The following is a 24415-nucleotide window of genomic DNA, read 5'->3' as shown; positions in this document are numbered from 1 at the left end:
GCACCGTGCCGGATTTCCTCGACCAGCTGATCGACGGCCACGGCTACTGGATCGCCGTGATCGCCGTCGGCCTGGTGCCGGTGCTGTCCGCGCTCGCGCTGTACCGGCTGGCGATGGCCGAGCGGGTGATCGCCTGGGTGAAGCCGACCGACTTCGCCAATTCCTATCTCAGCGCGCTGACGCTGCCCTTCGCGCTGTTCTTCGCCTTCATGATCGGCGACATCTGGAATCGCGACATGCGCTTCGCCAAGACCATGCAGGAGGAGGTGCAGACGCTGGCGACCGGCATCGACCTCGCCGGCATGTGCGGCGGGCCGTGCGACGGGCTGGGCGCGGCGCTCGCCGACTATGCCCGCGCCGTCACCGCGCTGGAATGGCGCGAGGGCTGGGCCGAGCTGCAGCCGGAGGCGGCGAGCGCACTCGACACCATCACCCAGCGGTTGCGCGAGGTGGAGGCCGACAAGGCGACGCCGGCCACGCTGCGCGGGCCGCTGGTGCAGAACTACACCCAGCTGCGCAAGCTGCGCAGCGACCGCTACTTCATCATCAATTCCGACCTCGCCCCGCACCGCTGGATGATGGTGCTGCTGCTCGGCGTGCTCACCCAGACCGGCATCGCCTCGCTGCATATCGGCCGGCGGCCGGCGCTGACGGTGAGCATGGCGGTGTTCACCGTCGCCTTCATCGCCACCATGTCCTACACGGTGGCGCTGGTGTGGCCGACCGTCGATGCCAGCCTGCTGCCCTCCGAGGACCTGACGCGGATCCTGCAATAGCTGCGCCGCGGGCGGCGGCGAGCCGAGCCTCGGGGTGAGGGCGTCCGGCCGCTCCGGGCGACCGCCGTGCCACGACGCGCCGTCATCCCGAGCATCGATTTCCCGGCCATGACGGTGGAAGGCGTGCAGCTTCGCGGCTGGCCGCCGTGCCTCAGAAGCCAACCGCCGTGCCGTGCAGGTCGTAGGCGTCGGCGCGCTCGATCTTCACGGTGGTGATCTCGCCGACGCGCAGCGGCCGGCGCGAGGCGACATGGACGACGCCGTCGATCTCAGGCGCGTCCGCCTTGGAACGGCCGACCGCCACGGTCGGGCCGACGGAATCGATGATCACCTGCTGGCGGGTGCCGACCTTGCGCTTGAGGCGCCGGGCGCTGACGCGCTGCTGCACCTCCATGAAGCGGTCCCAGCGCTGCTGCTTCACCTCGTCCGGCACCGCGGCGCCGAGGTCGTTGGCCGGGGCGCCGGCGACCGGCTCGTATTTGAAGCAGCCGACGCGGTCGAGCTCGGCCTCGTCGAGGAAATCGACCAGCTCCTGGAATTCCTCCTCCGTCTCGCCGGGGAAGCCGACGATGAAGGTGGAGCGCAGCGTCAGCTCCGGGCAGGCGGCGCGCCAGGCCTGGATGCGGGCCAGCGTCTTCTCCTGCGCCGCCGGGCGCTTCATGCGCTTCAGCACCGACGGGGAGGCGTGCTGGAACGGGATGTCGAGATAGGGAAGGATCACCCCGTCGGCCATCAGGCCGATGACCTCGTCGACATGCGGATAGGGGTAGACATAGTGCATGCGGACCCAGGCGCCGAGCGAGCCCAGCTCGCGCGACAGGTCGAGGAAGCGGGCGCGGACGGCGCGGTCCTTCCACTGGCTCTCGGCATATTTCAGGTCGACGCCATAGGCCGAGGTGTCCTGCGAGATGACCAGCAACTCCTTCACCCCGGCGGCGACCAGCTTCTCGGCCTCGCGCAGCACCTCGCCGGCCGGGCGGCTGACCAGGTCGCCGCGCAGCTTCGGGATGATGCAGAAGGTGCACCGATTGTTGCAACCCTCTGAAATCTTTAGGTAGGCATAGTGGCGCGGGGTGAGCTTCACTCCCTGCGGCGGCACCAGGTCGAGGAAGGGGTCGTGGCGCGGCGGCACCGCGGCATGCACCGCGTTGACCACGCTCTCATATTGCTGCGGGCCGGTGACGGCGAGCACGCCGGGATGAACGTTGCGGATCTGCTCGGGCTCGGCGCCCATGCAGCCGGTGACGATGACCTTGCCGTTCTCCTTCAGCGCGTCGCCGATGGCCGCCAGGCTCTCGGCCTTGGCGCTGTCGAGGAAGCCGCAGGTGTTGACGATGACGAGGTCGGCGCCCTCGTGCCGGCGCGACAGCTCATAGCCCTCGGCGCGCAGCCGGGTGACGATGCGCTCCGAATCGACCAGCGCCTTGGGGCAGCCCAGCGAGACGAAGGAGATGCGCGGGGCTTCGCCGGAGGCGAGATGAGGGAGGTCGATCGACGCGGGGTCGGCCATGGATGTCGGGCTCGGGTTCCAGAAGCAAACGCGAGCCGTTAATCGAGGTGGGGTCCGCCGTCAACTCACGAAGACGCCGGGCCCTCGCGCGCAGCACGCGGGACGACCCGGCGGAAGACGGTCGAAGACGGCGGTAAGGTACGTCAGGCGGCCTTGTCGGCGCTGCCGAGATCGACGGCCTCGAACAGCTCGACCTCCGGGTGGCCGACATAGAGCGGCTTGTTGCCGCCGGCACTGTGATGGGCGGCGCGGAAGGCTTCCGACTTGATCCAGGCGTCGAAATCGGCGCGGCTGCCCCAGATCGTGTGCGAGGCGTAGAGCGTGTGGTCGTCGCGCTGCGGGCCGCGCAGCAGCTCGAACTGCTTGAAGCCGGGCACGGTGGCGAGGCGGCTGTCGCGCTCGCGCCAGATGCGCTCGAATTCGCCTTCCGAGCCGAGCTGGACCTTGAAGCGGTTCATGGCGATGAACATGGGCATCCTCATTGATCAGGTGGATTGCGCCGGACGATAGCGTCCGGCGCCGGGGTTGGAAACGCGTCGCGCTCAGAAATGGGCGCGCAGGCTCATGAGGACGGTGCGGCCCTGGCCGGTGTCGCCGGTGAAGCTGGTCGGGGCGATGGAGAGCGCCGGCGTGTAGTCCTCGTTGAGCAGGTTGGTGGCATCGACCCGGAAGGTCAGGTTCTCGGTGATCTGGTAGCTGCCGAAAGCGTCGACGATGTTGTAGCTGTCCGACGGCGTCGGGCTGATCGCGCCGGTGAAGTCCGAGCCGTAGGTGATCTGCGTCGACTGCGAGTAGTAGGAGTAGCGTCCCCCGATCGTCAGCCGCTCGTCGAAGAAGCGCAGGCCGGCGGTGAGCGAGATGATGTCGTCCGGCAGATACTGGTTGGTGCCGAAGCCCTGGGTCTGCGCCGGCAGGTCGTTGTCGTTGTGGGTGTAGCTCGCCGCGGCGAAGAAGCGGCCGGCGTCGTAATTGGCTTCGAGCTCGATGCCGCTCACATTGGACGTGCCGTCGACGTTGCAGAAATAGTACTGAACGTTGCGGCAAGTGACGATGTAGTTCGAGATGTCGTTGCTGAAATAATCGGCCTTCAGGCGAAATTGGTCGCCGGCGGTGAACAGCGCGTCCTTGCGGATGTTGACGCCGAATTCCCAGCCCTTCGACACTTCCGGCTCGAGATACGGATTGGCCGAGTAGGAGCCGGTGCCGCCCGGATGCGTGCCGCCGACCATGGTCTCGCTCGCGGTGGGCGCGCGCATGGTCTCGGCATAGGTCACATAGGGCTGCAGCCAGTCGAAGGGATTGATGGCGAGGGTGAATTTGGGATCGAAGCGGCCGTCGCTCTGGTCGACGGTCCAGTTGCCGATGGGCACCGCGCCGCCACTGGTGCTTTCGTAGCCCGAGCCCTCCAGCGTGTAGAAGTCGTAGCGCAGGCCGAGGATGAAATCGACGATGCTGTAGCTGAACGTCGTCTCGGAGAACAAACCGCCGATGGAGCTCTCGCCGGACGGGTTGACGCCACCGTAGTTCGAGGGCGTGAGGGTGTTGTAGGTGTTCACGTCGTCGTAGAAATACTCGAAGCCGTTGATCGTCGACACGGCCACCTCGCCGATGGCGAACTGCGAGGTGTTGGAGGTGTCGAAGCCCCAGCCCTCATCCTCGATGACGCGCCCGCGCGAGCTCGACGAGGTGCGAATGGTATTCAGATAGGTCATCGTGAGGTCGTTATAATAGGCGTTCAGCCGGAAATCGATCAGGTCGCTGTCCGGGTCGTAGTGGTATTTCGCGGTGAAGGTGTTGTTGGTGATCTGCTGGTCGGCGGTATTGGCATAGAAATAGTTGTTGTAGAACACCCCGCCGAGCTTCAGCGTCGAGTCGTCGGTGAGCTTGATGTCGCTCTTGAGCAGGCCGGAGGTCAGGTTCTGCCAGGTGTAGGGCACCATGGTGCCGTCGCCGTTCTCATAGTTCGACGGGTTGGAATTGGCGATGGCGCCGGCGACCGAGACGCGGTCGTTGAGCTTGGCCGCACCGGCGAACATCTCCTTCCAGCCCTGCCCGTTGCTGCCCCAGGTGAGGTTTCCGATGGCGCCCCAGCTGTTGCCCGGCTTGATGATGTCGTCGACGCCGAGCGTGCGCAGGTCCGCCGCGCCGGCGAGAGCGCCGGCGCCGCCGGCGGTGGAGACGGCGCCGCGGGCGATGTCGACGCCGGCCAGCAGCTGCTCGTCGACATAGGCGAAGCCGCTCGCCTCATGGCCGACGAAGCGGAAGTTCTGCCGCACGCCGTCGATCATGGTGTTGACGCGGCCAAAGCCTTGGAAGCCGCGGATGTTGATGGCGAGGCCGGGATTGCTGGTGCTCTGCTCGGTGAAGGTGCCGGGCACGGTGCGCAGCACGGTGTCGAGGCGGGCGGCCTGGTTGAGGCCGTTGAGCAGGTTGACGGTGCTCACCGCCGAGGGGGTGGAGAAGGGATCGCTGACCAGCCGCCCATCCGCTCCCTGAACCGTGACCACCGGCAGCGTCTCGACGGTCTCGCTGGCCGCGGCGGGCGCGGTCGTCGAGGCGGCGGAGGACGCGGCCTGCTGCGCCAGAGCCGGAGAGGCGACGGCCAGCGCGGCCAGCGAGATGCCGAGAAGCGCGGAGTGGCGGAGAAGTGTCGAACGACGGCTGCCGCCGGCGTGCGCGAAGGTCGCGACCATGAATATCCCCAATGCGTAAGCCGCGAGGCCGGAGGACGGCCCAATCGGAGGAACGACTCCGCCTCGCATTTGCGTCATATCGGGTCATATTTTCAGATAAAGCATGGAGTCAACAAAGGTTAGATGCACTTTATAATAATTACATGATAGGAAATTCGAGCAACATGGAGCCGAATGATCCTTCGAAAATGAATTGAATCAAGCGCATGATTGATCCACATAGGCGTCATCACTGAGAGGTGTTGCCATGCCAGATCTGATTTATAACAATTTGAAATTTCTGTTTCTGCTGTACGTGACCATTTTACCACACGAATACGCGCAGGCCGCCGAGGCCGCTCCGGTGGAAATGGTGGACAGCGCCGGTCGGCATGTGGTGGTGGGCGATACCAGCCGCGTCGTCGCCATCGGCGGCGCGATCACCGAGATCCTCTATGCGCTCGGGCTGCAGGACCGCATCGTCGCCGTCGACACCACCAGCGTGTTCCCGCCGCAGGCGCTGAAGGACAAGCCGGATGTCGGCTATATGCGCGCGCTCTCCGCCGAAGGGGTGCTGGCGCTCGGCCCGACCCTGGTGCTGGCGATGGAAGGCTCCGGGCCGCCGGACACCATCAAGGTGCTGCAGCAGGCCTCGGTGCCCTTCGTCTCGGTGCCGGACGGCTATGATGCCGAGGGCGTGGTCGCCAAGATCCGCTTCGTCGCCCATGCGATGGGGGCGGACGCGGCCGGCGAGACGCTCGCCGACGCCGTCGCCGCCGATTTCGCGGCGCTGGCGGCGATGCGCGAGAGGATCAGGGAGCCGCGCGCGGCGGTGTTCGTGCTGTCCATGGGCGGCGGCTCGCCGGTGGTCGGCGGCGGCGGCAGCGGCGCCGACGCGGCGTTGAAGCTGGCCGGCGTCGCCAATGCGATGAGCGGTCTGTCCGGCTACAAGCCGGTGGTCGGGGAGGCGGTGCTCTCCGCCGAGCCCTATGCCATCGTGCAGATGCAGACCCGCGCTTCCGGCGGCGACGAGGCGATCCTGGCGCTGCCCGCCTTCGCCGGCACGCCGGCGGCGCAGAACCGGCGGCTGATCCGCATCGGCGGGCAGTACATACTCGGCTTCGGCCCGCGCACCCCGCAGGCGGCGCGCGACCTCGCCGCCGCCATCTATCCCGAGCTCGACCTGCCGAAGCTGCCCGAGCGGCCCTGGGTCGGCGCGGCGGGGAGCGCACCGTGAGCGCCGTGGCGCTGGAGGCCGGGCGCGGCCGCACCGGACGCGAACGGCGCGCGGTGCTGGGACTGGCGGTCTGCGCCGGACTGGCGACGGCGGCGGCGCTCGCCTCGCTGGCGATCGGGCCGGTGAGCATTCCGGTCGAGCGGGTGCTCGCCATCCTGTGGCGGGCGCTGACCGGGGCGGCCTTGGACCCGGAGGTGTCGCTGCGTGAAAGCATCGTCGTGCTCGACATCCGCCTGCCGCGCACGCTGCTCGGGCTGATGGTCGGCGCGGCGACGGCGACGGCCGGCGCGGTGATGCAGGGCGTGTTCCGCAATCCGCTCGCCGATCCGGGGCTGATCGGCGTATCGAGCGGCGCGGCGCTGGCCGCCGTCATGTGGATCGTGCTCGGGGCGCCGCTGGCGGCGGCGCTGCCGGCGGTGATCGGCGAATTCGGCCTGCCGGCCGCCGCCTTCGCCGGCGCGCTGCTGGTGACGCTGGTGCTGCATGTGGTGGCAACGCGCGACGGGCGCACCTCGGTGGCGACGCTGCTCTTCGCCGGCATCGCCTTCGGCGCGCTCGCCGGCGCCGGCACCGGCATCATGGTGTTCATGGCCTCCGACCAGCAATTGCGCGACTTCACCTTCTGGACCTTCGGCAGCCTCGGCGGGGCGACCTGGCGCAAGCTGGCGGCCGCCGCGCCCTTCGTGCTGGCGCTGCTCGTGCTCATGCGGCCGCTCTCGCGCGCGCTCGATGCGCTGGCGCTGGGCGAGGCGGCGGCCTTCCATGTCGGCATCGATGTCGAGCGGGTGAAGCGCCTCGCCATTGCCGGCGTCGCGGCCGGGGCCGGCGCGGCGGTGGCGGCGGCGGGGGTGATCGGCTTCGTCGGCCTGGTGGTGCCGCATCTGCTGCGGCTGATGCTCGGGCCGGGGCACAGGGTGCTGCTGCCGGCCTCGGCGCTGGCCGGCGGGGCGCTGCTGCTCGGCGCCGACCTGGTGGCGCGCACCGCCGCGGCGCCGGCCGAACTGCCGCTCGGCATCGTCACCGCCGCCATCGGTGCGCCGTTCTTCCTCTGGCTGCTGCTGCGCCGGCGTGCCGAGCTGTTCGGGTGATGAAGATGCAGACCATCTATGAGGCGCGCGACATCCACTACGCGGTGGCCGGCCGCATCCTGCTCGACGGCGCCGGGGTTGCGGTGGTGCCGGGGCGGGTGACGGCGGTGATCGGCCCGAACGGCGCCGGCAAATCGACCTTGCTGAAGGTGCTGGCCGGCGAGATCCGCCCGCGGCGCGGGCATGTGGCGATCGACGGGCAGGATATCGCCATGCTCGGCCCGGCGCGTCTGGCGCGGCGGCGGGCGGTGCTGCCGCAGGACGTGCAGGTGGCGTTTCCCTTCACCGTCGCCGAGGTGGTGGCGATCGGCCTGCCGCCCGGCGAGCGCGCCCCCGGCCGCATCGCCGAGGCGCTGGCGCGGGTCGACCTCGCCGATTTCCGCGACCGGCCCTATGCGGCCTTGTCCGGCGGCGAGCAGCAGCGGGTGCAGATCGCCCGCGCCCTGGCGCAGATGGCGAGCGGGGAGGGGCGCGGCTACCTGCTGCTCGACGAGCCGACCGCCAGCCTGGACCTCGCGCACCAGCTGATGGTGGTCGAACTCGCCCGGCAGGTGGCGCGCGACGGCGGCGGGGTGGCGGCGGTGCTGCACGACCTCAACCTCGCGGCGATGATCGCCGACGAGATCGTCGCGCTGAAGCAGGGCCGGGTGGCCGCGCGCGGGGCTCCGCACGAGGTGCTGACCGACGCCGTGCTGGCCGAGCTCTATGGCGTGGCGGCACGGGTCGGCATCGCGCCGGCGAGCGGCCCGTTCCTGCTGCCGCAGGCGATGGAGCGGGCCTAGAGCCGGCGGAAGCGGCGAAGTCGTCCGCCGGTCGGGTCCGCCCGATCGCCGTGGTTCGTGGCGATGTCGCCCCCGGTGACGGGGCGATGCGCGAGCCGCCGGGAGCAGGGGCGGCGCCCCCGGCGGCTCGGCCGACCGCGGGGCTTACTTCAGCTTGTCGACGTCGATGCCGAAGGTGACCGCGCCGACCGGCTTGCCCTTGTCGGAAATGGTGACGCTGACCTGGGCGATCTTCTTGCCGCCGTCCTCCTCGACCTTGTCGACGAAGATGGTGCCCGGACCGACCGGATAGGTCTTCTGCCACTTGGCCTCGTCGGCCTGCCACATGTCCGAGGTGCCGTCGGTCTGGCCGACATTGAGGCCGTGATCGTCCATGACGAAGGCTTCGGTGATGACGCCGCCGGAAGCATCCTTCTTCTTGGTGAGGAACTCGGCGAGCTTGTTCTTCATGGTGCTGTCGCGCAGCGCCTGATCCTTCGCCTTCCACTTGTTGTCGAGTTCGTCGATGTCGGACTGCATCAGCCTGGCATGCGCCTTGTTGGAGGCGATGACCGCGGTGACGACCACCGGATCCCCCAGCCAGGGCTCGATATTCTTCTTCACATAGGCGGTGGCGGCTGCCGCGTGGGGCATTTCGTCCTGCGCGAAGGCGGGAGCTATCCCGAGCAGGGTCGCCGCCGCGGCCAGCGCGGCAATCTTGGTGCGGATGGACATTGGCGTTTCCTCTTGAGGGACGATCTTGACGTCGTCCGAACGTAACGTAACATGACACCAAGCATAGAAAGCAATAATTATTTGTTGTGCGCAGCGGCATGAATATTTCGTCGTTTCGCAACTGCGAAAAAATATAGTTATATTTATTCGATCGTGACGATTATGCTGCGTTTATGCAGATCATAAACGTTCATGTATTTCATATCGAGAAGGCTTTGACGCGAAATCGCCGAAATTCCGGTCCGTCATGGCGATATGTTGTATTCGCGGGTCGCCGCCCGGCTTGTGCTGGAGCCGGGACCGACTGGTTGAAGGTCTGGCATCCCAGATTTTATGTATTATGTTCTGTATTCTTCATGCCGACATCGATCCGGCGATGCGCATTTGGCGGTGAACAAACCGTCCGTTCACCGAAAGGTGTCGCTGCCGCGACACGAATCCAGGCTAAAATGAAGATCAAATGCGGTGCGTCGCGACGACCCCGATGCACCCGCGACGATCCAGAAGGGTCGCGCCTTGGGAGGATCAACCGCCATGACGCATTCCCTCGAGTTCCATCCCGAACCGATCCGCGTACAGGTCGGCCACGAGGACATCGAGATCGGTTCGCTCACTTCCGCCGTGCATCTTCTGCGTTCGCTGCGCCACGACCATCTGGGGCGCTATGCGGAAATGCTGCTCACCCAGATGGAGCAGGCGCACGAGCCCGCGCAGCAGGCCCGCGCCTGGGCGGCCTTCCGCAGCTGGACGATGGCCTGCGGCCTGCACAGCGACAGCGAGGCGCGGCCGCACGCGGCCTGACCGTCCGGCGCCAGGGCGATCGTCCGGCCGAGCGGGCCGGCCCTCGCCCAGCGCAATCCGACGTCGTGACCTCTTCGAACCGCGCGGCTGTCCCGTTGCGCGGAATGTGAAGCGCGCGCTACCGGAGCCATGCGACATCGGCTTGGCTGCTGCCGCAAATTCGCCGTTGGCCGGGCTTCATCCTATCGGTTATCTGTCGGTATCATTGACCGTGCCGACGCGGAGCTGACGGGAATGGCGAATTGACGGGCGTGAGCGTGAGGTGTCGGCAGTGGCTGGCGGCGGCGGCGATGTGCCTCGCCACGCCGGCAGTGGCGCAGGACAGGGCGCCGGTGGTGCTGCTGCTGGATGGGCTCGGCGTGTATGTCGAGAATAATTATGTCGGCGTTTCCGCGCTGGCGGGGCCGCTGCGCCAGCAGGGCTTCCGCACCCTGAGCGATACGCATTTCCTCAACCGACAGGCGGGCTCGGTGCCCGATGTGGTGATCGGCCACTCGCTCGGTGGCTCGACGGCGCTGACCTTTGCCCGCGACATGGTGCGCAAGGGTTATGCGGCGCCGCTGGTGATCACCATCGACGCCGCGCCCGGCTCGTCGGCCTGTCCGGTGGCGCGGTGCGTCAACATCCACGGGCCGGGTTTCCCCGATGTGCGCGGCGCGCGCAACATCGATGCTTGGGCGGCGGGCGCGCAATTCGTGAACCATGCGCGGCTGCCGACGAATCCGGCGGTCGAGACGATCATCCTCGCCGAAACCTCGTCCTACATGTCGCGCTGGCGCACGGCGCAGGCGTCGCGCGCGCCGGATGCCATGGCCGTGCCGCCGCGTCCCAAAGGGGGATAAAGGCCGCCGCCCCGTTTGCATTCGCCGCCGGGTATGGGAAGAACGTCCCCGGCGCGGGAAGGGTGGCCGAGTGGTTTAAGGCAGCGGTCTTGAAAACCGCCGTGGGTGCAAGCCCACCGTGGGTTCGAATCCCACCTCTTCCGCCAATTATTCGGTTAACTAATTGATATATAATGATTTTTTGTCGTCATTGAATTGAAACCAACGATCTTACCCACAAGATAGTCGCGCCGTTTGTTGCCTCACAACGCGTTGTGCCAGGAACGACTAATGTTTTCGGGCCACCCGTCGAGTCGCCCTCGCTAAAGGCAAATTCGAAGTGCCGGGCATTTGATCGCGGAGGCCTATATGGTTGATAACCTGAGGTTAGGAACCATACCGGGTAGCCCCAAAGCCCTTCTCAAACGCTGACTGCAATGCAAAGGACTGAGCAAATTGGTTCGGCTTCAGCTTTTAAAATGACACTCCGTTGAAGGAGCCGAAGCTTGCGCTCTTTAGAGAGTGGATGCTTGGGGTCGGAAGCGGGACAGCGGCCAGAAAGCTGGCAAGGTTCATATGGTCCTTTGCACCATGCAAGCAACCATATCAGTCTGGTTCCCTTGCCGGCACAACGCCCTCGATCCAGTCGAACAGCTGCACCGGCGCTGACCGGACGGTGCGCGAGATGCTTGCATCCAGCCACATATGGTTCCTGACTTCATGTCCCCAGCCATATCTCCCTCCGGCCTCCCGACTCTCGTTCCGACTCCCTTCCAGCCTTCGAGTCGTTTCGGTTCCATACAACAGCAGTAGAGCGGCTTTGACTCCGGGCCCGCCTTCCTGAGCGGAGGAGTCGGCCCCATTCGCTCCGAGGGCTTTTCAGGCGCACTCGCTTCTGAAGCGAGAGGTGGGGCTGTAGGGCGGCGTTTTGCCCCTCGTGCCGACGGCCCCGCCCTCAGCTTGTATTTCTCATTCTGAGTCGGGCAAGGCTGCAGCAAATTCCCTTGCGATCGAAGCAGCCTTCATCCAACCCCGGTTTTTGACGACATGCAAAATACAAATGCTGAAGTTAAACGTATTTAAGCAGCGGCATATGTATCATATACAGTCATCACAATTTGTTTCAAAGGCGCTGTACGCGCTAGGAAACCAATAAGAGCGAGCTATATTCGGACCCCGTTGTGCCGTATTGTTCGATAACGGTCGTCGTAACGAAGACGATCGGTTCAATTTGATCATGAATTGGGGTTTTTTCACGAATGACAACCTTCATTAGACTCCACGACGTCCAGCGCATCACTGGACTTCCCGTATCTACACTCTACGACGGCATCAGACTCGGCTGGTTTCCAAAGCCGGTGAAGCTGGGGCCGAGGGCCGTGGGCTGGGACTCTGCGGAAATTGAGCAGTGGCAGCAGCAACGGCTTGCCGCGCGTGATGAGACGGCTGCTTGAGGAGATATGAAGATGAAGCGAGAAGAGAAGTACAAGCGCTCTACTGAGACGAATTTCACGCCGGAGCAGATTCAGCGGGCAAAGACCAATTACGACTATACAGCGAAGCGATTTCCCGAGGAGCACGCGCTGATAAATCTCCTCATCGAAGAGAAGGGGCTCGGCAATCATCGAGAAGTCATTGAGTGGTACGAGCGGCATAGGTCGCCGATCTCGGTGCGGGACCTCAACACAATCGAGATGTACAAGGATACGACTTACGCCGGCCCATTCGGCCGGGGTACGCAGGTGCACGCCACGCCGGGGGCGTCAGCTATGTCTCTGGTGTCGCAAGCTTCGGCACCGCCGGCCGAACGTCTATATCGCCCCGCCATCCAGCCGGGTGACGACGAATGAACAGGTGGGCCGCTAATTGGCGCCGGGACATTCGTCCCGGCGCCCAAAGCATCCGACAGTCATTATATTCCCCGCGCAATAGCGGCGACGAGCGTTCCGTGGCGCACATAGTGCGGGACCATTGGGACGGCACGGATGCGAGCCTACGCGACGTGCTGTGGGCGCTCGCGCTAGAGGCGAATGAGGACGAGGGCTGCCGGGCAATGTTCCGGCAGCTGGCGCTTGGGGAGCCGGGTGGCATGGACGTCTGGCTGGAAGAGCTTGTTCGACTGCAACCGTCCCCCGACGCACTCAACGCCTCTCTTTACACGATGGACCTGCTCGAGATGCCCATGCCGGAAGGGACGGGGTTCCGCTTAGCTCAGCTTGTTTGGCGCGCTCGACGCGAGTTGCAGCGTCGGGGCTTTGTCGAGGACGAATACGGAAACTGGCGGTCCGAACTGCAACTTAGGGTGCAACGCGCGCTCAAAGAGGAGGCGGAAAGATGCTGAGGGTAGACCCAGATCTACGGGAAGCTGTTTCGCGAAGGGTGGAGGCGGACCCCGCCTTCGCCGCGCAGTTTGCATTGGATCGGCTAGGCGATGCCGGCGTGGCTTGCGATTGTCTGCGCCGGCTGGCCGGAAGACTTCAGCCGCCGGATGGGGAGGCGGTGGAGTTTTTGGTGGATGAGGTCGCGGCTGTGCTGCTTGAGATGATGGCGCTGCTTTATGGCGCAGGGCCGGCGAAGGCGCGGGAGGTGGCGAGGGATGGCCGCGCTTGAGGACATAATCGGGCTGGCTAAAAAGCGGTTGGACACCGAGTTCGGATCGAAGGGTGGGACGTTCAGAAAGGGCCGGGGGCCGAAGGCGACCGCACGGGCTGGCCGGGCGATTATCACCTACGATGACACGCGCCTCGATGAGGCCATTCGTGAAGCGGCTGCGTTGTTAGTAAAGGAAGAGCGCCCGATTTACGTGCTGCACTCGCGGCTAGTGTGGCTACGGGATGTGCCGGCGAAGGACCTGCAGCACAATCCGATCACTGTGAAGCGTTTCACGGCTGAGGGGATGAAGGAAAACCTTAGGGACGAACTGAGCCGGCTGACAGAGTGGCGGAAGAGTGGGAAGGGCGGGACGATCCCGGTGCCGCCCTCGGTGTGCGGGATGATGGAGGATTTGGCGTGGAAGCTCGACGTGATCCCGAGGGTGTCGGGGCTATTCACTGCGGCGACGCTCCGCCCGGATGGGACGGTAATTGACCGGGAGGGGCATGACGAGAAGACGCGGCTCTTGCTGGTAAACTTGCCAAGCATGCAGGCGATCTCGGAGAGGCCAACGCGGCAAGAGGCCGAGAAGGCGCTTGCGGAGCTTCGCGGATTGCTCGAGGAGTTTGAATTCGTTGAAGAAGCGGACCGGGCGGTGGCGCTTTCGTTGCTCTTGTGTGCCGTGGTACGGGGCGCACTTGCGCATGTGCCGCTGCACCTTGTGCGGGCACCGGAGAAGGGCTCGGGAAAGTCATATCTGGTGGATTTAGCCAACGTGCTCGTGACTGGGCAGCGATGTGCGGTGATTGCCACGCGGGAAGAATCCGAGAAGTGGGAGCGGCAGGTTGCTCTGGCAATGGCAGGCGGCGACCCGATCATCAGCCTGGACAACTTTAATGGAGAACTACGTTCCGACCTGCTGTCGCAGGCGCTAACGCAGCCAACCGTGAAAGCGCTGCTGCCGTATGGCAGGGACATGGTGGAATTAGAATGCCGGAGTGTGCTGGTCGCTAACGGCAACAACATCAGGATTGCCGATGACCTCGGGCGGCGGGTGCTCCTCTGCCGTCTCGATACCGGGCTGGAAAAGCCGTGGGAGCGGGCGTTCGCGCGCGATCCGCTGGAGGAAGTTGGGCGGGAACGGGGAAGGTTTGTCGCTGCAGCGCTGACGGTCGTGCGGGCGTATCTGGCTGCGGGCGAGCCGGCGGAGTTGGAGCCCCTGAATGGATTTGAGGATTACGGCAGGTTTGTTCGGGGGCCGCTGGTGTGGCTCGGGGAACGGGACCCGGCGGTGACACAGGACACGGCACGCGGCGATGACGAAAAACTTCAGAGGAAGGCAGAGGTGTTCGAGTCGCTTGCGGAATACTGCGGTGAAAAGAAAATGACAATAGCAGAGATGCTTGCCGAGCCCGGCGACTCGGGCAAACGGGTTGCGTGGGAACGACTGCAAGCGGTGCTAGCGCTGGCTGTGGCGCCTAAGCCTTTGAATGCAAGCAGCGCGGGCTACTACCTTCGGAAGTGCGTTAATCAGGTGGTCGGTGGCCTGCGGCTACGGCACCGGCAGAACCGGCTCGGGACCAAGGAATGGGGCGTTGATCGGGTGGCCCCACATTGACCGGGTGACGTCGGTGTCGCGGGAATGCATCACCAGCAAAAAGATATAATGAAATCAATTGGTTATGATGAATGCTGGTGATGCGCTGGTGATATGGGCTTTGGTATCACCAGCAACAAATGTATAACTAAATCAATGACTTAATGGTGCTTGCTGGTGATGCTGGTGATAAATCCCAACTTCTTTGTTGTCTTTTGTTTCTTACGCGAAATTTTATTTCGTGTTTCTATCACCAGCATCACCAGCAAATCCAATAAAACCTTTTAGTTTCAATGACTTACGCCGCTGGTGATGGGTGTCGGCATCACCAGCGGCATCACCAGCATCACCAGCACCATATTACGGCTGGTAGGCGCTCGGCCGGCAGGGAGAGGAAGCAAGATGGCCAATTCCAGCGATACCCGGGCGAGCCCGGCACTGACCGCCCTCATAGAGCTGATGACAAATCCCGATCTGTGGATCGGGGATCGGCTGGAAGCCGCCCGCGCGATCATCGAATATGAGGCCCCGCGTGAGGTCTTTGACCTTACCCACCAGCTCCTGATGGGCATCGCGCAGGACCAAGGGCAGGAGGTCACGCAGAAGCTTGAAGCCCTCAAACTAATCAGGAAGGTGGAGGCAAAGCGGGTTGTGCCGGGACGCGGCGGCCCCGGCGATTGGGCGTCGTCGGAACGCCTGTCGAAGCGTCTGGAAACTGCTCGCGTACGGGTGGCATTGATGCGGGAGGGGAATTGGCCCAGTCAAGAGCCGGTTGTCTGAGGTCGGCTGTACCGCTGAGTGTTGCTGAACTCCCTACCTGTCCAACCAAAAGTCGGCCCGCTTCATTGCATCATGCATCTCGCAGTATCCGAAACACGCTAGCCCTCCCAATCCCCAGTTTGGCTGCAATAGCGTCGCCCGTCAGACCCTCGGCTTTCAACCTGATCACTTGCTCTGCTTTGGCGCGGGCAGTAGGAGCCCTACCCTTGTACTTGCCCTCGGCCTTGGCTTTGGCAATGCCCTCACGCTGTCGCTCCAGCATCAGTTCTCGCTCGAACTCGGCGATGGACCCCAACAGGTTCAACATGAGCTTGCCGGTGGGGCTGGCTGTGTCGAGGTTCATGGCAAGTATGCGAAGGGCAACCCCCTTGGTCCGAAGGGCCTCTGTGATCGCAACCAAGTCCGCGACCGAACGGGCGAGGCGGTCGATCTTGGTAACAACCAGCGTGTCGCCTTCCCTTACGTAGTCCAACGCAGCGCGAAACGCGGGCCTGTTGGCGGTGACCGAAGACACCTCCTCCTGAAAGAGCTTGGTGCAACCCGCTGCTTTGAGGTCGCGAAGTTGGGCATCAAGCCCGGCCTTCTGGTCGGTGGTGGACGTGCGGGCGTAGCCGATGTGGACTGATGCGGACATCGCGGCGTTACTCCGTAGGATCATTGATATTTAAGATATTATGAGCCTACAGGATCAAAAATAGCAACTCCGATTTGTGTGATACGGATAGGGGGCAGTTTGGCGGAATCAATAGGCCAAGGTCTAATGATGCTGGCGGATGGTTGCACTCGAAGCCTGAACCATACGTGGCGATGTACGGGCATCACGGCGATAACCGGGGGGATTGAACGCCGGGGCGATGCCGGCCGCGCGGCGGGGCGTGGCCCCGATGGGCAATGCGCGATGGGTGGTTTCCGGGTGCATGGCGTGACGCCCGCCACAGGGCATTTGTGGCCCGCCCGAAGATATGGTCCAGCTTTTGTTTTCGAAAAAGGACCCCCACCCCTTCTTTTTTACGGAAGGCGGGGGCCTTTCGCTGGTGCCGGCCCCGTCACCCTTCTACCCAGGTCCCTCGCAAGTTTTTAGGGATTTTTGGAGCGTCGGGGGGTTTGGTGTACCCGTGTCGAAGCGATCATTCGAACTCCCCCTTACGGAGCTCGCTTATTCCACGGGCGTTGGGTTCTGGGGAACATGTCTCGGAGGTGTTGTGAAATATAGTTATCCGTATCGAGCGCCGCCCTCATGATGCAAGGCTTGTATTCGTCCCGTAGCTTTCCAATGGTTACGTACCCCGCGTCGCTACCACGATGCGCGATGTCTCCACGCGCGGTCACGAAATCCGTTACAGCCTGCTCCCCCAGGTGCCAGCAGGAACTGATCTTGGAGATGCCTAGAAACTTATTGAAAATCGGATTAATGACGCCCGGTTTGGGCGTGTTGACTGCATCGATCTTGATTTGCGCAGATTCTTGGTAGACCGCCTTCCAGCCATCCCCAGCCATGGCCAACGCTTTCAATTCATGCCGGCTTTCGACCACAAAGGCTGCAATAGTTTTCTTTACTACCTTCGGTAGTTCGTCGGGCGCTGCAGCCTTTTCGCAGGCAAATTTAACCGCTTCTCTCAGCACCTCCTCAAGATAGAGCTCCCACGCGGAGCAAAGCAGTAAGACGCCTCCGCGCGTGAGGTGACCTAAACCTTTCTTGCCGGGCGCACCTCCTGACAAAGTGGCATGACTTTCGATGATGCGGGTCACATCTTTCATCATCGTGCTCTCGAATTTATTTAAAGACTTCGATGGCATCCTCCTTCCCCCACTTTCCTGAACAGCGGTGCTAGGACGGCTTCATCCCACAGATGAAACAAACGACCGCTTGTGGCACATTCACGAAGGTAAAATATTTCCTTTGAGGCCGTGAGCACAAACCTTCTGCCAATATGCGTTCTCGACCAAACTGCTTACGTCACTGGATGCGAACTCGCAAATCCCGCCCACGCTGTCATCAGCCGGCGGCGCTTTTCCAGCAAGTCACCCCGTTGATATGCGGCCTCGGTTTTATCCTTGAGAACGTGCGCAAGCGCCGCCTCCGCGATCTCACGCGGGAAACTGGAGCGCTCAGCCGCCCAATCTCGGAAGGTAGACCGGAAGCCGTGGACGGTTACGCCCTCGGTACCCTCCATGCCCTGCAGCAATTGCAGCATCGCCATGTTGGAAAGCGGCTTGCCCCTCCGACCACCTGGAAATAGGTACGGGCTGCCGGCTTCACGCGGTGCCGCCTTCAATATGGCAAGCGCCCTATCCGATAGCGGCACGCGATGGGGCCTCCCGGCCTTCATTCGTTCGGCCGGGATGGTCCACACCTTCTCTCCCAAATCGATTTCGGTCTCGGTCGCGCCGATTGCCTCGCTTGTGCGAACGGCAGTGAGGATGGTGAACTCCAGCGCTCGTGCCGAGATGCTATCCATCGCCCGAAGGCGGGACATGAACGCCGGCAACTCGGCGTAGGGGATTGCTGCGTGGTGGCGGACCTTCGCCACCTTGGAGCGGGCCGGGAGCAGTTTGTCCAAATGACCGCGCCACTGGGCGGGGTTCTCACCGCTTCGGAAGTGCCGCGCCTTTGCCCAATCGAGCACCGACTCGATACGACCCCGAACACGGGATGCCGTCTCCGCCTTCTCCGTCCAGATCGGCTCGAGAATTTTCAGGATGTGCGCCGTGTCCACCTTAGCTACCGGCAGGCACCGATTGTCGGGAAGGCGTATGTGGCCAATGTGTTGCTCCATTGATCCGCGTGTTTGGCATTTTTCCAGCCGGCCGAATGCGCTTTGATGTAGCGCTCGCAGGCGTCCGTGAAGGTAATCCGCCTTGCATCGTCTGCTCGGGAAACGGCCGCTGCCTCCCGCTTGACCTCGATGGGGTCTTTGCCATCGGTCAGAAGCTGGCGGGCTTCTCGCGCGCGATCCCGCGCCTCCTTTAGCGAGAAGTCATTAATGGAGCCGAGCCCCATGTATCGCGGCTTGCCCACCAGCATGTACCGCAGCACCCATGACTTGGTGACGCCGACGCCCTTGCTGGTACTCTGTGTAACCTGAAGCCAGAGGCCCCCACCGTCGCCGTACATTCCCGGCTTGTCGATCTTCGCGACCCTTGCGGCACTGAGCTTATTGATGGTGCTTGCCATGAGGCGTTATCCGCGCAGGTGGATCTAAGCATTTGTCACGATTAGAGTTTTGTGGAAACACTCAACTGAGTGGGGGATGTTGAGCAGTCTGCACGTCAACCCACATTTCTACCCACAAACTAATGCCGTATTGTGTCGGAAGTACTCGGAATTGTCCATAGCATTATAGGGATTTAATGCCTTGATATTACAGTAAGTTTTGGAAGTTTCCGGGCCTTGATAGAAGTTAGGCGGAGGGACACCTCTTCCGCCACTTCGGAACAAAACCGGGAACGCCGATTCCCGCCGATAGCTGCCCTTTCCGAGACGGAGCGTCCGCGCCCGTCAGGGCGTGATGCGACGAGCTTTGGGGCATCGCTTCGATCCGGCCCGCGTCGGCCCGCGTCGGCCCGCGCCGTATCCCGAAGCGCCGTGAGACCGGCAATGCGCTCGGAGAGCGGATTCGGCCGGATCATGTTGTGAAGGGGTGCAGCACCATCATGATCTCGATCGACGGGCGCATCTCCTCCGGCACCGTGCTGCGCCGGGATCCGATCAATGATCTGGCGCCTGTCGAGACGTCGGCACGCTTCCTGACCGTTGCCCCATTGAGCCCCGGAGTGCGGCGCGGTGAGGATGTCGCCGCCTTTGGCTATCCGCACAGCGGGCCCGCGCGACGATACGCGGCATCTACAGATCTCGATGCCGGTGCAGCCGGGAAATAGCGGTGGCCCGTTATTCGATGAGACCGGTCATGTCGTCGGTGCGGGGGTCTCGAAGATCGACGCCGTCGCGGTGGCTGCCGCAATCGCCGCCAGTTTTCCGGACGCGAACAACATCAACTATGAACGGGGCATTGCAGGCGAACCTTTGAAGTCTGGGGACCTCGCTTCCAAGGCCCAGTCGCTTTCCGCGGTGATCGTCTGCATTCCAGAGTAGCGCAATGCCACGTGGCGGGACTGGCATGGCCGGTGGCCGTTCATCCCGGAGAACGGCGGCGGAGCTGGGGGGTGGCTGAAGGATCGTATGTGAGGCCTGCCGAGGCGAGCATTCGTGGAGCGGCCGGTAGCGCAGCGTCCTGTTGGCGGGTTCCTCGCATGGTCGTCCAATGGTTCGGCACTGCGCATTCGGTCATCTGAGGTTCGAAAACAGTCAATCAGTGAAAGGAGCCGGGCGTAGGCTTTCCTCTGCGATATCGCCAGCAGCGTGATCGCCAACACGGGGAACAGCAATGATTTCACGCAGTCTCGTTGCCTGCCTCACCTTGTCCGCCATGCTCGTCGGGCCGCCGGCCTTCGCCAACGACCCGGCCGCATGCGCCAAACCGCGTTTCTCCGACGTCGGCTGGACCGACATCACAGCGACGACCGAAATCGCCAAACAAGTGCTCGGCGGGCTGGGCTACAAGCCCGAAGTGTCCGTCCTGTCCGTCGCCATCACCTTCAAAGCGCTGGAAAATGGCGACCGCGACATCTTCCTCGGCAACTGGATGCCGTTGCAGGAGCCGACCCAGGGCCCGCTGGTCAAGGCCGGCAAGGTCGAGATCGTCGCCGACAATCTCAAGGATGCCCGCATCGGCTTTGCGACCTCCAAGGCCGCCTACGATGCCGGCCTCAAGACCTATGCCGACATCGCCAAGTTCAAGGACCAGCTCGGCGGCAAGATCTACGGCATCGAATCGGGCAGCGGCGCCAACAACACCATCACCAAGATGATCGCGGAGAACACCTTCGGCCTGAAGGGCTTCGACCTCGTGGAATCGAGCGAGCAGGGCATGCTCGCCCAGGTGGCGCAGGACATCCGCCAGAAGAAGCCGGTGGTGTTCTTCGGCTGGCAGCCGCACCCGATGAACGTCAACCTGCCCATCGCCTATCTCACCGACGGCAATGACGTGTTCGGGCCGAACGATGGCGGCGCGACCGTCGTCACGCTGACGCGGCCGGGCTATGTGAAGGAATGCCCGAATGTGGGGCGCTTCCTGTCCAATCTCGCCTTCAGCGTCGCGACGGAGAATCGGCTGATGAGCGACATTCTCGACAAGAACATGCAGCCTGACACCGCCGTCCGCGCCTGGCTGAAGGAGAATCCCGCCGCGCTCGACACATGGCTTGATGGCGTCTCCACGCTGGACGGCAAGCCCGGCCTGCCCGCGGTGAAGAGCGGACTCGGTCTCTAGAGCCGGGCACGGCGCGCCGCCGAAGGCGGCACGCCGAACTGGCGCCGATAGGCGCGCGAGAGCGAGGCGATGGCGGAAAAGCCCGTCCGCTCGGCGATGTCGGCGATGGGAAGGCTGGTATCGAGCACCAGGCGTCGCGCTGCGCTGAGCCGTAGCGCGACGTAATAGGCTCCCGGAGACACGTCGATCGTCTTGAGGAACAGCGTTTCCAGTCCCCGCGTGGATATGTCCAGCCGCCGGGCGATGGCGGCGATCGTCACCGGCCGGTCGATATGCGTTTCCATGATGCGGATCGCTTTGGCGACGCGCGGTTCGTGCTGGCGGATACGCCCGAGCGAGACGATCGGCTGCACATCCGAGCCGGTGCGCATCTCCTCGTAGATGTAGAGGCTGGCGACATCGAGCGCCGCCGAATAGCCGTTGCGCGCGCGGATCAGCGACAGCATGCAGTCGAGTGCCGGCGTCGCCCCGCCAGTACTGAACACCGGCTCGTCGACGACGAAACGATCCGGTTGCACATCCACATGCGGGAAGCGGGCCGCGAAGTCCTCCAGGTCCTCCCAATGCGTGGTCGCCCGGCGCCCGTCGAGAAGCCCGGCAAATCCCATCAGCCACGACCCGGATTCGATGCCCCCGACGATCTTCGAGCGCGTTGCTCCCGTGCGCAGCGCCTTGAGGATGCGTGGCGTCGCGTAGTTGGCCGCGTCGAAGGCGGCGAGCACGATCAAGGCATCCTGGGGCTGCGCGGGAGCGAAGGCGCCGTCGACCGGAATCGGCAGTCCGCAGCTCGCCACGGGCATCTGGCCGTCCATCGAGACCAGCCGCCAGTGATAGGCGGTGCGGCCGAGCACGCGATTGGCCCCGCGCATGGGATCGAGCGTCGCCGCCAGCGAGAGCAGCGACAGCCCGGAGAACAGCAGCAGCGTGACGTCCAGCGTCTCGTCGGAATGGGTAAAGATCATCGCTTCGCGAAGTGGCAAATGTGGTGCGTAAATAGTTGCGTCACGGATCAGCTTCCCCGTCAAGCTTCGCGGGTCTTCCTGGGAGCCATGAGATGCCCTTGTCGATGAATCGCGATGTCTTCATCACCTGCGCCGTCACCGGCGCCGGCGACACCGTGGGACGCTCGCCCCATGTGCCGGTGACGCCCCGGCAGATTGCCGAATCCGCCATCGATGCCGCCAAGGCGGGCGCGGCCGTGGTGCATTGCCATGTGCGCGATCCCGAGACCGGCGCCGCCTCCCGCCGCCGCGACCTGTTCCGTGAGGTGACCGACCGCATCCGCTCGGCCGATGTCGACGTCGTGCTGAACCTTACCGCCGGCATGGGCGGCGACCTGGTGTTCGGAAGCGTGGAAGCGCCGTTCCCGCTCAACGAGGCAGCTACCGACATGGCCGGCGCCACCGAGCGCGTCGCCCATGTCGCCGAATGCCTGCCCGAGATCTGCACCCTCGACTGCGGCACGATGAACTTCAATCTGGGCGATTACGTCATGACCAATACGCCCTCCATGCTGCGCGAGATGGTGCGGCAGATGACGGCGTTGGGGGTGCGGCCGGAGATCGAAGTGTTCGATACCGGCCATTTATGGTTCGCCAGGCAGCTGGTCTCCGAAGGTCTCATCGAGGATCCCGTGCTGGTGCAGCTCTGCATGGGCATTCCGTGGGGCGCGCCGGACGACCTAAACACCTTCATGGCGATGGTGAACAATGTGCCGGCGGGCTGGGTGTACTCCGCCTTCTCGATCGGCCGCAACGCGCTCGCCTATCCGGCCGCCGCGGTGCTTGCCGGCGGCAATGTGCGGGTTGGCCTCGAGGACAACCTCTATATCGGCAAGGGCCAGCTCGCGATCAACGCCCAGCTGGTCGAGAAGGCTGCGACCGTGGTGTCCAACATGGGTGCGCAGGTCATCGGCCCGGCCGAGGTGCGCGAGAAGCTGAAGCTGGTGAAGCGCTAAGGACCCGGACATGACCGTGAGCACGCTCTCCCCCATCTCCCGCGCGGCCTGCATCGGCGGCGGCGTCATCGGCGGCGGCTGGATCGCCCGCTTCCTGCTCGCCGGCATTGACGTGAAGGTGTTCGACCCGCATCCGGAGGCCAAGCGCATCGTCGGCGAGGTGCTCGCCAATGCCGAGCGCGCCTATGACCTGCTCACCGGCGCGCCGCTGCCGCCGCGCGGCCGGCTCAGCTTCGCTGGCAGCGTCGCTGAGGCGGTGAAGGAAGCGCAATGGGTGCAGGAGAGCGTGCCGGAACGGCTCGACCTCAAGCGCCGCGTGCTGGCCGAGATCGACGCCGCCGCCGCCCCGACAGCGCTGATCGGCTCCTCGACCTCCGGCCTCAAGCCCTCCGATCTCCAGCAGGGCATGACGCATCCCGAGCGCCTGTTCGTCGCCCATCCCTACAACCCGGTCTATCTGCTGCCGCTGGTCGAGCTGGTCGGCGGCGCCGCGACGGCGCCACCGACCATCGAGCGGGCGAAGGCGGTACTGGACGCCATCGGCATGAAGGGCGTCGTCATCGCCCGCGAGATCGAGGCCTTCGTCGGCGATCGCTTGCTGGAAGCGCTATGGCGCGAGGCACTGTGGCTGATCAAGGACGACATTTGCGATGTCGAGACGCTCGACGACGTGATCCGCTACTCCTTCGGCCTGCGCTGGGCGCAGATGGGGCTGTTCCAGACCTACCGCATCGCTGGCGGCGAGGCCGGCATGCGGCATTTCCTCGCCCAGTTCGGCCCTTGCCTGCAATGGCCGTGGACCAGGCTGACCGACGTGGTCGACCTCGACGATGCGCTCGTCGAGAAGATCGGCGCTCAGTCCGACGCCCAGGCGGCGGGCCTGTCGATCCGCGAACTGGAGCGGATCCGCGACGAGAATCTCGTTGGCATCGTCCAGGCGCTGAAGGCGGGCCACGGCGGCGAAGGCTGGGGCGCCGGAAAGCTGCTGGCGGATTTCGAGCGACGCCTTCTCGCCGGAGCCCAAGCCCCGGCCCTTCCCGATCTGACGGCCCCGCTGGCGCTCGTCGAGGTTCGCGTCTCGCCGGCCTGGATCGACTACAACGGCCACATGACCGAGCACCGCTATCTCCAGGTGTTCGGCGACACTACCGATGCGCTGCTCCGGCTGATCGGCGTCGACCTTGCCTATGTCGAGGGCGGCCACAGCTATTACACGGTGGAGACCCATCTGCGGCACCTCGATGAGGCGCATCTTGGCGAGGCGTTGCGTACGACGTGCCAGATCCTGTCGGCCGACGAGAAGCGCATCCATCTGTTCCACAGGTTGTTTGCCGGCGAACAAGAACGGGAGATCGCCACCGCCGAGCAAATGCTGCTGCATGTGGATGTCGCCGGAGGGCGCGCGACCGCCGCGCCGGATGCCATCCTCAGCCGCCTTCGTGCCATAGCGGCCGCGCATGCGCCGCTCGCTGCACCTCGTGGCGCCGGCCGGGCCGTAGGCGAAGGGAGGCAGGTAGGTGCGACTGCATGAACGTGAGTCAGATTGTACGACCGCGGCGACAAGGCCACATGCCGGCAAGGCATGTGCCCCCGGACGCGGGGAGAGGTCGGCTCATGACGCGGACCTACCGGATCGTGAAGCATCATCCATAGCACTTGGGCTTCCGCCCGGCCGATCGACCATAGGCGCTCCGTCCGCCGCAGCTCCGCCCGCTGCCTCGGGCCTCCAGGAGAAGAACATGCTCCAGGCCATTGAAT

The 24415-nt window shown here is 64.2% G+C and carries 22 protein-coding genes, 1 tRNA gene and 2 pseudogenes; 17 read left to right on the top strand and 8 right to left on the bottom strand.

Features of this window, described 5'->3' with window-relative positions; translation table 11 throughout:
- Nucleotides 1-5: 5 nt before the first annotated feature.
- On the top strand, nucleotides 6-776 hold the full coding sequence (locus AC1RU4_RS03515) for a bestrophin-like domain (RefSeq protein WP_492889620.1): 771 nt from the start codon (nucleotides 6-8) through the stop codon (nucleotides 774-776).
- Nucleotides 777-927: 151 nt separating this feature from the next.
- Here AC1RU4_RS03515 and rimO read toward each other — a convergent pair whose 3' ends face one another.
- The 3 genes from rimO to AC1RU4_RS03500 all read right to left on the bottom strand — a co-directional run bounded on the left by rimO (nucleotide 928) and on the right by AC1RU4_RS03500 (nucleotide 4979).
- The gene (rimO, locus tag AC1RU4_RS03510; protein ID WP_492889619.1) at nucleotides 928-2286 is read right to left on the bottom strand and encodes a 30S ribosomal protein S12 methylthiotransferase RimO; all 1359 of its coding nucleotides are present in this window, start codon (nucleotides 2284-2286) and stop codon (nucleotides 928-930) included.
- Nucleotides 2287-2429: 143 nt separating this feature from the next.
- A complete protein-coding gene (gene hmuQ / locus AC1RU4_RS03505) occupies nucleotides 2430-2756 on the bottom strand; it encodes a heme-degrading protein HmuQ (protein ID WP_492889618.1) in 327 nt (108 codons plus the stop codon).
- A 72-nt stretch (nucleotides 2757-2828) separates the two neighbouring features.
- On the bottom strand, nucleotides 2829-4979 hold the full coding sequence (locus AC1RU4_RS03500) for a TonB-dependent receptor domain-containing protein (RefSeq protein ID WP_492889617.1): 2151 nt from the start codon (nucleotides 4977-4979) through the stop codon (nucleotides 2829-2831).
- Between the two features lie 271 nt (nucleotides 4980-5250).
- On the opposite strand from AC1RU4_RS03500, the gene AC1RU4_RS03495 reads away from it, so the two are divergent.
- Genes AC1RU4_RS03495 through AC1RU4_RS03485 form a run of 3 tightly spaced genes read left to right on the top strand, consistent with a single transcriptional unit; the run spans nucleotide 5251 to nucleotide 8065 of the window.
- A complete protein-coding gene (locus AC1RU4_RS03495; protein WP_492889616.1) occupies nucleotides 5251-6195 on the top strand; it encodes a heme/hemin ABC transporter substrate-binding protein in 945 nt (314 codons plus the stop codon).
- Nucleotides 6192-7283 (top strand): FecCD family ABC transporter permease, encoded by a 1092-nt coding sequence (locus tag AC1RU4_RS03490; RefSeq protein WP_492889615.1) that lies wholly within the window; start codon nucleotides 6192-6194, stop codon nucleotides 7281-7283. The genes AC1RU4_RS03495 and AC1RU4_RS03490 overlap by 4 nt, the downstream gene beginning before the upstream one ends.
- A gap of 14 nt (nucleotides 7284-7297) precedes the next feature.
- The gene (locus AC1RU4_RS03485; RefSeq protein WP_492889772.1) at nucleotides 7298-8065 is read left to right on the top strand and encodes a heme ABC transporter ATP-binding protein; all 768 of its coding nucleotides are present in this window, start codon (nucleotides 7298-7300) and stop codon (nucleotides 8063-8065) included.
- A 144-nt stretch (nucleotides 8066-8209) separates the two neighbouring features.
- Here AC1RU4_RS03485 and AC1RU4_RS03480 read toward each other — a convergent pair whose 3' ends face one another.
- The gene (locus tag AC1RU4_RS03480; protein WP_492889614.1) at nucleotides 8210-8779 is read right to left on the bottom strand and encodes a hypothetical protein; all 570 of its coding nucleotides are present in this window, start codon (nucleotides 8777-8779) and stop codon (nucleotides 8210-8212) included.
- Between the two features lie 534 nt (nucleotides 8780-9313).
- Here AC1RU4_RS03480 and AC1RU4_RS03475 point away from each other — a divergent pair.
- The 9 genes from AC1RU4_RS03475 to AC1RU4_RS03435 all read left to right on the top strand — a co-directional run bounded on the left by AC1RU4_RS03475 (nucleotide 9314) and on the right by AC1RU4_RS03435 (nucleotide 15370).
- Nucleotides 9314-9580, top strand: coding sequence for a hypothetical protein (locus AC1RU4_RS03475; RefSeq protein ID WP_492889613.1), 267 nt, complete (start codon nucleotides 9314-9316; stop codon nucleotides 9578-9580).
- Between the two features lie 242 nt (nucleotides 9581-9822).
- Entirely contained in the window at nucleotides 9823-10422 is a 600-nt protein-coding gene (locus tag AC1RU4_RS03470; protein WP_492889612.1) for a hypothetical protein, read from the top strand.
- Nucleotides 10423-10478: 56 nt separating this feature from the next.
- Nucleotides 10479-10568 (top strand) — tRNA-Ser (locus tag AC1RU4_RS03465).
- A 1092-nt stretch (nucleotides 10569-11660) separates the two neighbouring features.
- Nucleotides 11661-11855: a helix-turn-helix transcriptional regulator gene (locus AC1RU4_RS03460; protein WP_492889611.1), complete on the top strand. Its 195-nt coding sequence runs from the start codon at nucleotides 11661-11663 to the stop codon at nucleotides 11853-11855.
- 12 nt (nucleotides 11856-11867) lie between these two features.
- On the top strand, nucleotides 11868-12251 hold the full coding sequence (locus AC1RU4_RS03455; protein WP_492889610.1) for a hypothetical protein: 384 nt from the start codon (nucleotides 11868-11870) through the stop codon (nucleotides 12249-12251).
- 98 nt (nucleotides 12252-12349) lie between these two features.
- Nucleotides 12350-12742 carry a hypothetical protein gene (locus AC1RU4_RS03450; protein ID WP_492889609.1) on the top strand — a complete coding sequence of 131 codons (393 nt, stop codon included), beginning with the start codon at nucleotides 12350-12352 and terminating at the stop codon, nucleotides 12740-12742.
- Complete coding sequence (locus tag AC1RU4_RS03445; RefSeq protein WP_492889608.1) at nucleotides 12736-13011, top strand: hypothetical protein; 276 nt, start codon at nucleotides 12736-12738, stop codon at nucleotides 13009-13011. The genes AC1RU4_RS03450 and AC1RU4_RS03445 overlap by 7 nt, the downstream gene beginning before the upstream one ends.
- Nucleotides 12998-14611 (top strand): hypothetical protein, encoded by a 1614-nt coding sequence (locus tag AC1RU4_RS03440; RefSeq protein ID WP_492889607.1) that lies wholly within the window; start codon nucleotides 12998-13000, stop codon nucleotides 14609-14611. Before AC1RU4_RS03445 ends, AC1RU4_RS03440 begins: the two co-directional genes overlap by 14 nt.
- 381 nt (nucleotides 14612-14992) lie before the next feature.
- Complete coding sequence (locus tag AC1RU4_RS03435) at nucleotides 14993-15370, top strand: hypothetical protein (RefSeq protein ID WP_492889606.1); 378 nt, start codon at nucleotides 14993-14995, stop codon at nucleotides 15368-15370.
- Nucleotides 15371-15440: 70 nt separating this feature from the next.
- On the opposite strand, the gene AC1RU4_RS03430 is transcribed toward AC1RU4_RS03435, so the two are convergent.
- The 3 genes and pseudogenes from AC1RU4_RS03430 to AC1RU4_RS03420 form a co-directional block, all read right to left on the bottom strand.
- Nucleotides 15441-16004: a recombinase family protein gene (locus tag AC1RU4_RS03430; RefSeq protein ID WP_492889605.1), complete on the bottom strand. Its 564-nt coding sequence runs from the start codon at nucleotides 16002-16004 to the stop codon at nucleotides 15441-15443.
- 509 nt (nucleotides 16005-16513) lie between these two features.
- The gene (locus tag AC1RU4_RS03425) at nucleotides 16514-17131 is read right to left on the bottom strand and encodes a HEPN domain-containing protein (RefSeq protein WP_492889604.1); all 618 of its coding nucleotides are present in this window, start codon (nucleotides 17129-17131) and stop codon (nucleotides 16514-16516) included.
- A gap of 194 nt (nucleotides 17132-17325) precedes the next feature.
- Nucleotides 17326-18464, bottom strand: a pseudogene (locus AC1RU4_RS03420) (integrase arm-type DNA-binding domain-containing protein); the annotation flags it as partial.
- Nucleotides 18465-19024: 560 nt separating this feature from the next.
- Between AC1RU4_RS03420 and AC1RU4_RS03415 the strand changes: the two are divergent.
- Together AC1RU4_RS03415 and choX are read left to right on the top strand one after the other, a co-directional pair.
- Nucleotides 19025-19463, top strand: a pseudogene (locus AC1RU4_RS03415) (S1 family peptidase).
- A 292-nt stretch (nucleotides 19464-19755) separates the two neighbouring features.
- Nucleotides 19756-20700 (top strand): choline ABC transporter substrate-binding protein, encoded by a 945-nt coding sequence (choX, locus tag AC1RU4_RS03410; protein ID WP_492889603.1) that lies wholly within the window; start codon nucleotides 19756-19758, stop codon nucleotides 20698-20700.
- Here the strand turns inward: choX and AC1RU4_RS03405 are convergent.
- On the bottom strand, nucleotides 20697-21662 hold the full coding sequence (locus AC1RU4_RS03405) for a GlxA family transcriptional regulator (RefSeq protein WP_492889602.1): 966 nt from the start codon (nucleotides 21660-21662) through the stop codon (nucleotides 20697-20699). The genes choX and AC1RU4_RS03405 overlap by 4 nt on opposite strands.
- A 92-nt stretch (nucleotides 21663-21754) precedes the next feature.
- Between AC1RU4_RS03405 and bcoG the strand changes: the two genes are divergently transcribed.
- Nucleotides 21755-22657: a 3-dehydrocarnitine:acetyl-CoA trimethylamine transferase BcoG gene (gene bcoG, locus AC1RU4_RS03400; protein ID WP_492889601.1), complete on the top strand. Its 903-nt coding sequence runs from the start codon at nucleotides 21755-21757 to the stop codon at nucleotides 22655-22657.
- A gap of 10 nt (nucleotides 22658-22667) precedes the next feature.
- The gene (locus tag AC1RU4_RS03395; RefSeq protein ID WP_492889600.1) at nucleotides 22668-24188 is read left to right on the top strand and encodes a carnitine 3-dehydrogenase; all 1521 of its coding nucleotides are present in this window, start codon (nucleotides 22668-22670) and stop codon (nucleotides 24186-24188) included.
- Nucleotides 24189-24415: the final 227 nt, after the last annotated feature.

The sequence above is a fragment of the Ancylobacter sp. GW821-FHT10E12 genome (assembly GCF_058809335.1).
The sequence above is the reverse complement of the archived record's forward strand: the minus strand, read 5'-3'. Positions and strand labels throughout refer to the sequence as shown.

What these genes read in the sequence shown, in the direction of transcription:
- hmuQ (WP_492889618.1), bottom strand. Translation starts at nt 2,756, where the DNA reads ATGTTCATCGCCATGAACCGCTTCAAGGTCCAGCTCGGCTCGGAAGGC.
- AC1RU4_RS03440 (WP_492889607.1), top strand. Translation starts at nt 12,998, where the DNA reads ATGGCCGCGCTTGAGGACATAATCGGGCTGGCTAAAAAGCGGTTGGAC.
- AC1RU4_RS03435 (WP_492889606.1), top strand. Translation starts at nt 14,993, where the DNA reads ATGGCCAATTCCAGCGATACCCGGGCGAGCCCGGCACTGACCGCCCTC.
- AC1RU4_RS03395 (WP_492889600.1), top strand. Translation starts at nt 22,668, where the DNA reads ATGACCGTGAGCACGCTCTCCCCCATCTCCCGCGCGGCCTGCATCGGC.
- AC1RU4_RS03480 (WP_492889614.1), bottom strand. Translation starts at nt 8,779, where the DNA reads ATGTCCATCCGCACCAAGATTGCCGCGCTGGCCGCGGCGGCGACCCTG.
- AC1RU4_RS03475 (WP_492889613.1), top strand. Translation starts at nt 9,314, where the DNA reads ATGACGCATTCCCTCGAGTTCCATCCCGAACCGATCCGCGTACAGGTC.
- AC1RU4_RS03405 (WP_492889602.1), bottom strand. Translation starts at nt 21,662, where the DNA reads ATGATCTTTACCCATTCCGACGAGACGCTGGACGTCACGCTGCTGCTG.
- AC1RU4_RS03430 (WP_492889605.1), bottom strand. Translation starts at nt 16,004, where the DNA reads ATGTCCGCATCAGTCCACATCGGCTACGCCCGCACGTCCACCACCGAC.
- bcoG (WP_492889601.1), top strand. Translation starts at nt 21,755, where the DNA reads ATGCCCTTGTCGATGAATCGCGATGTCTTCATCACCTGCGCCGTCACC.
- AC1RU4_RS03460 (WP_492889611.1), top strand. Translation starts at nt 11,661, where the DNA reads ATGACAACCTTCATTAGACTCCACGACGTCCAGCGCATCACTGGACTT.
- AC1RU4_RS03445 (WP_492889608.1), top strand. Translation starts at nt 12,736, where the DNA reads ATGCTGAGGGTAGACCCAGATCTACGGGAAGCTGTTTCGCGAAGGGTG.
- AC1RU4_RS03425 (WP_492889604.1), bottom strand. Translation starts at nt 17,131, where the DNA reads ATGATGAAAGATGTGACCCGCATCATCGAAAGTCATGCCACTTTGTCA.
- choX (WP_492889603.1), top strand. Translation starts at nt 19,756, where the DNA reads ATGATTTCACGCAGTCTCGTTGCCTGCCTCACCTTGTCCGCCATGCTC.
- AC1RU4_RS03500 (WP_492889617.1), bottom strand. Translation starts at nt 4,979, where the DNA reads ATGGTCGCGACCTTCGCGCACGCCGGCGGCAGCCGTCGTTCGACACTT.
- AC1RU4_RS03455 (WP_492889610.1), top strand. Translation starts at nt 11,868, where the DNA reads ATGAAGCGAGAAGAGAAGTACAAGCGCTCTACTGAGACGAATTTCACG.
- rimO (WP_492889619.1), bottom strand. Translation starts at nt 2,286, where the DNA reads ATGGCCGACCCCGCGTCGATCGACCTCCCTCATCTCGCCTCCGGCGAA.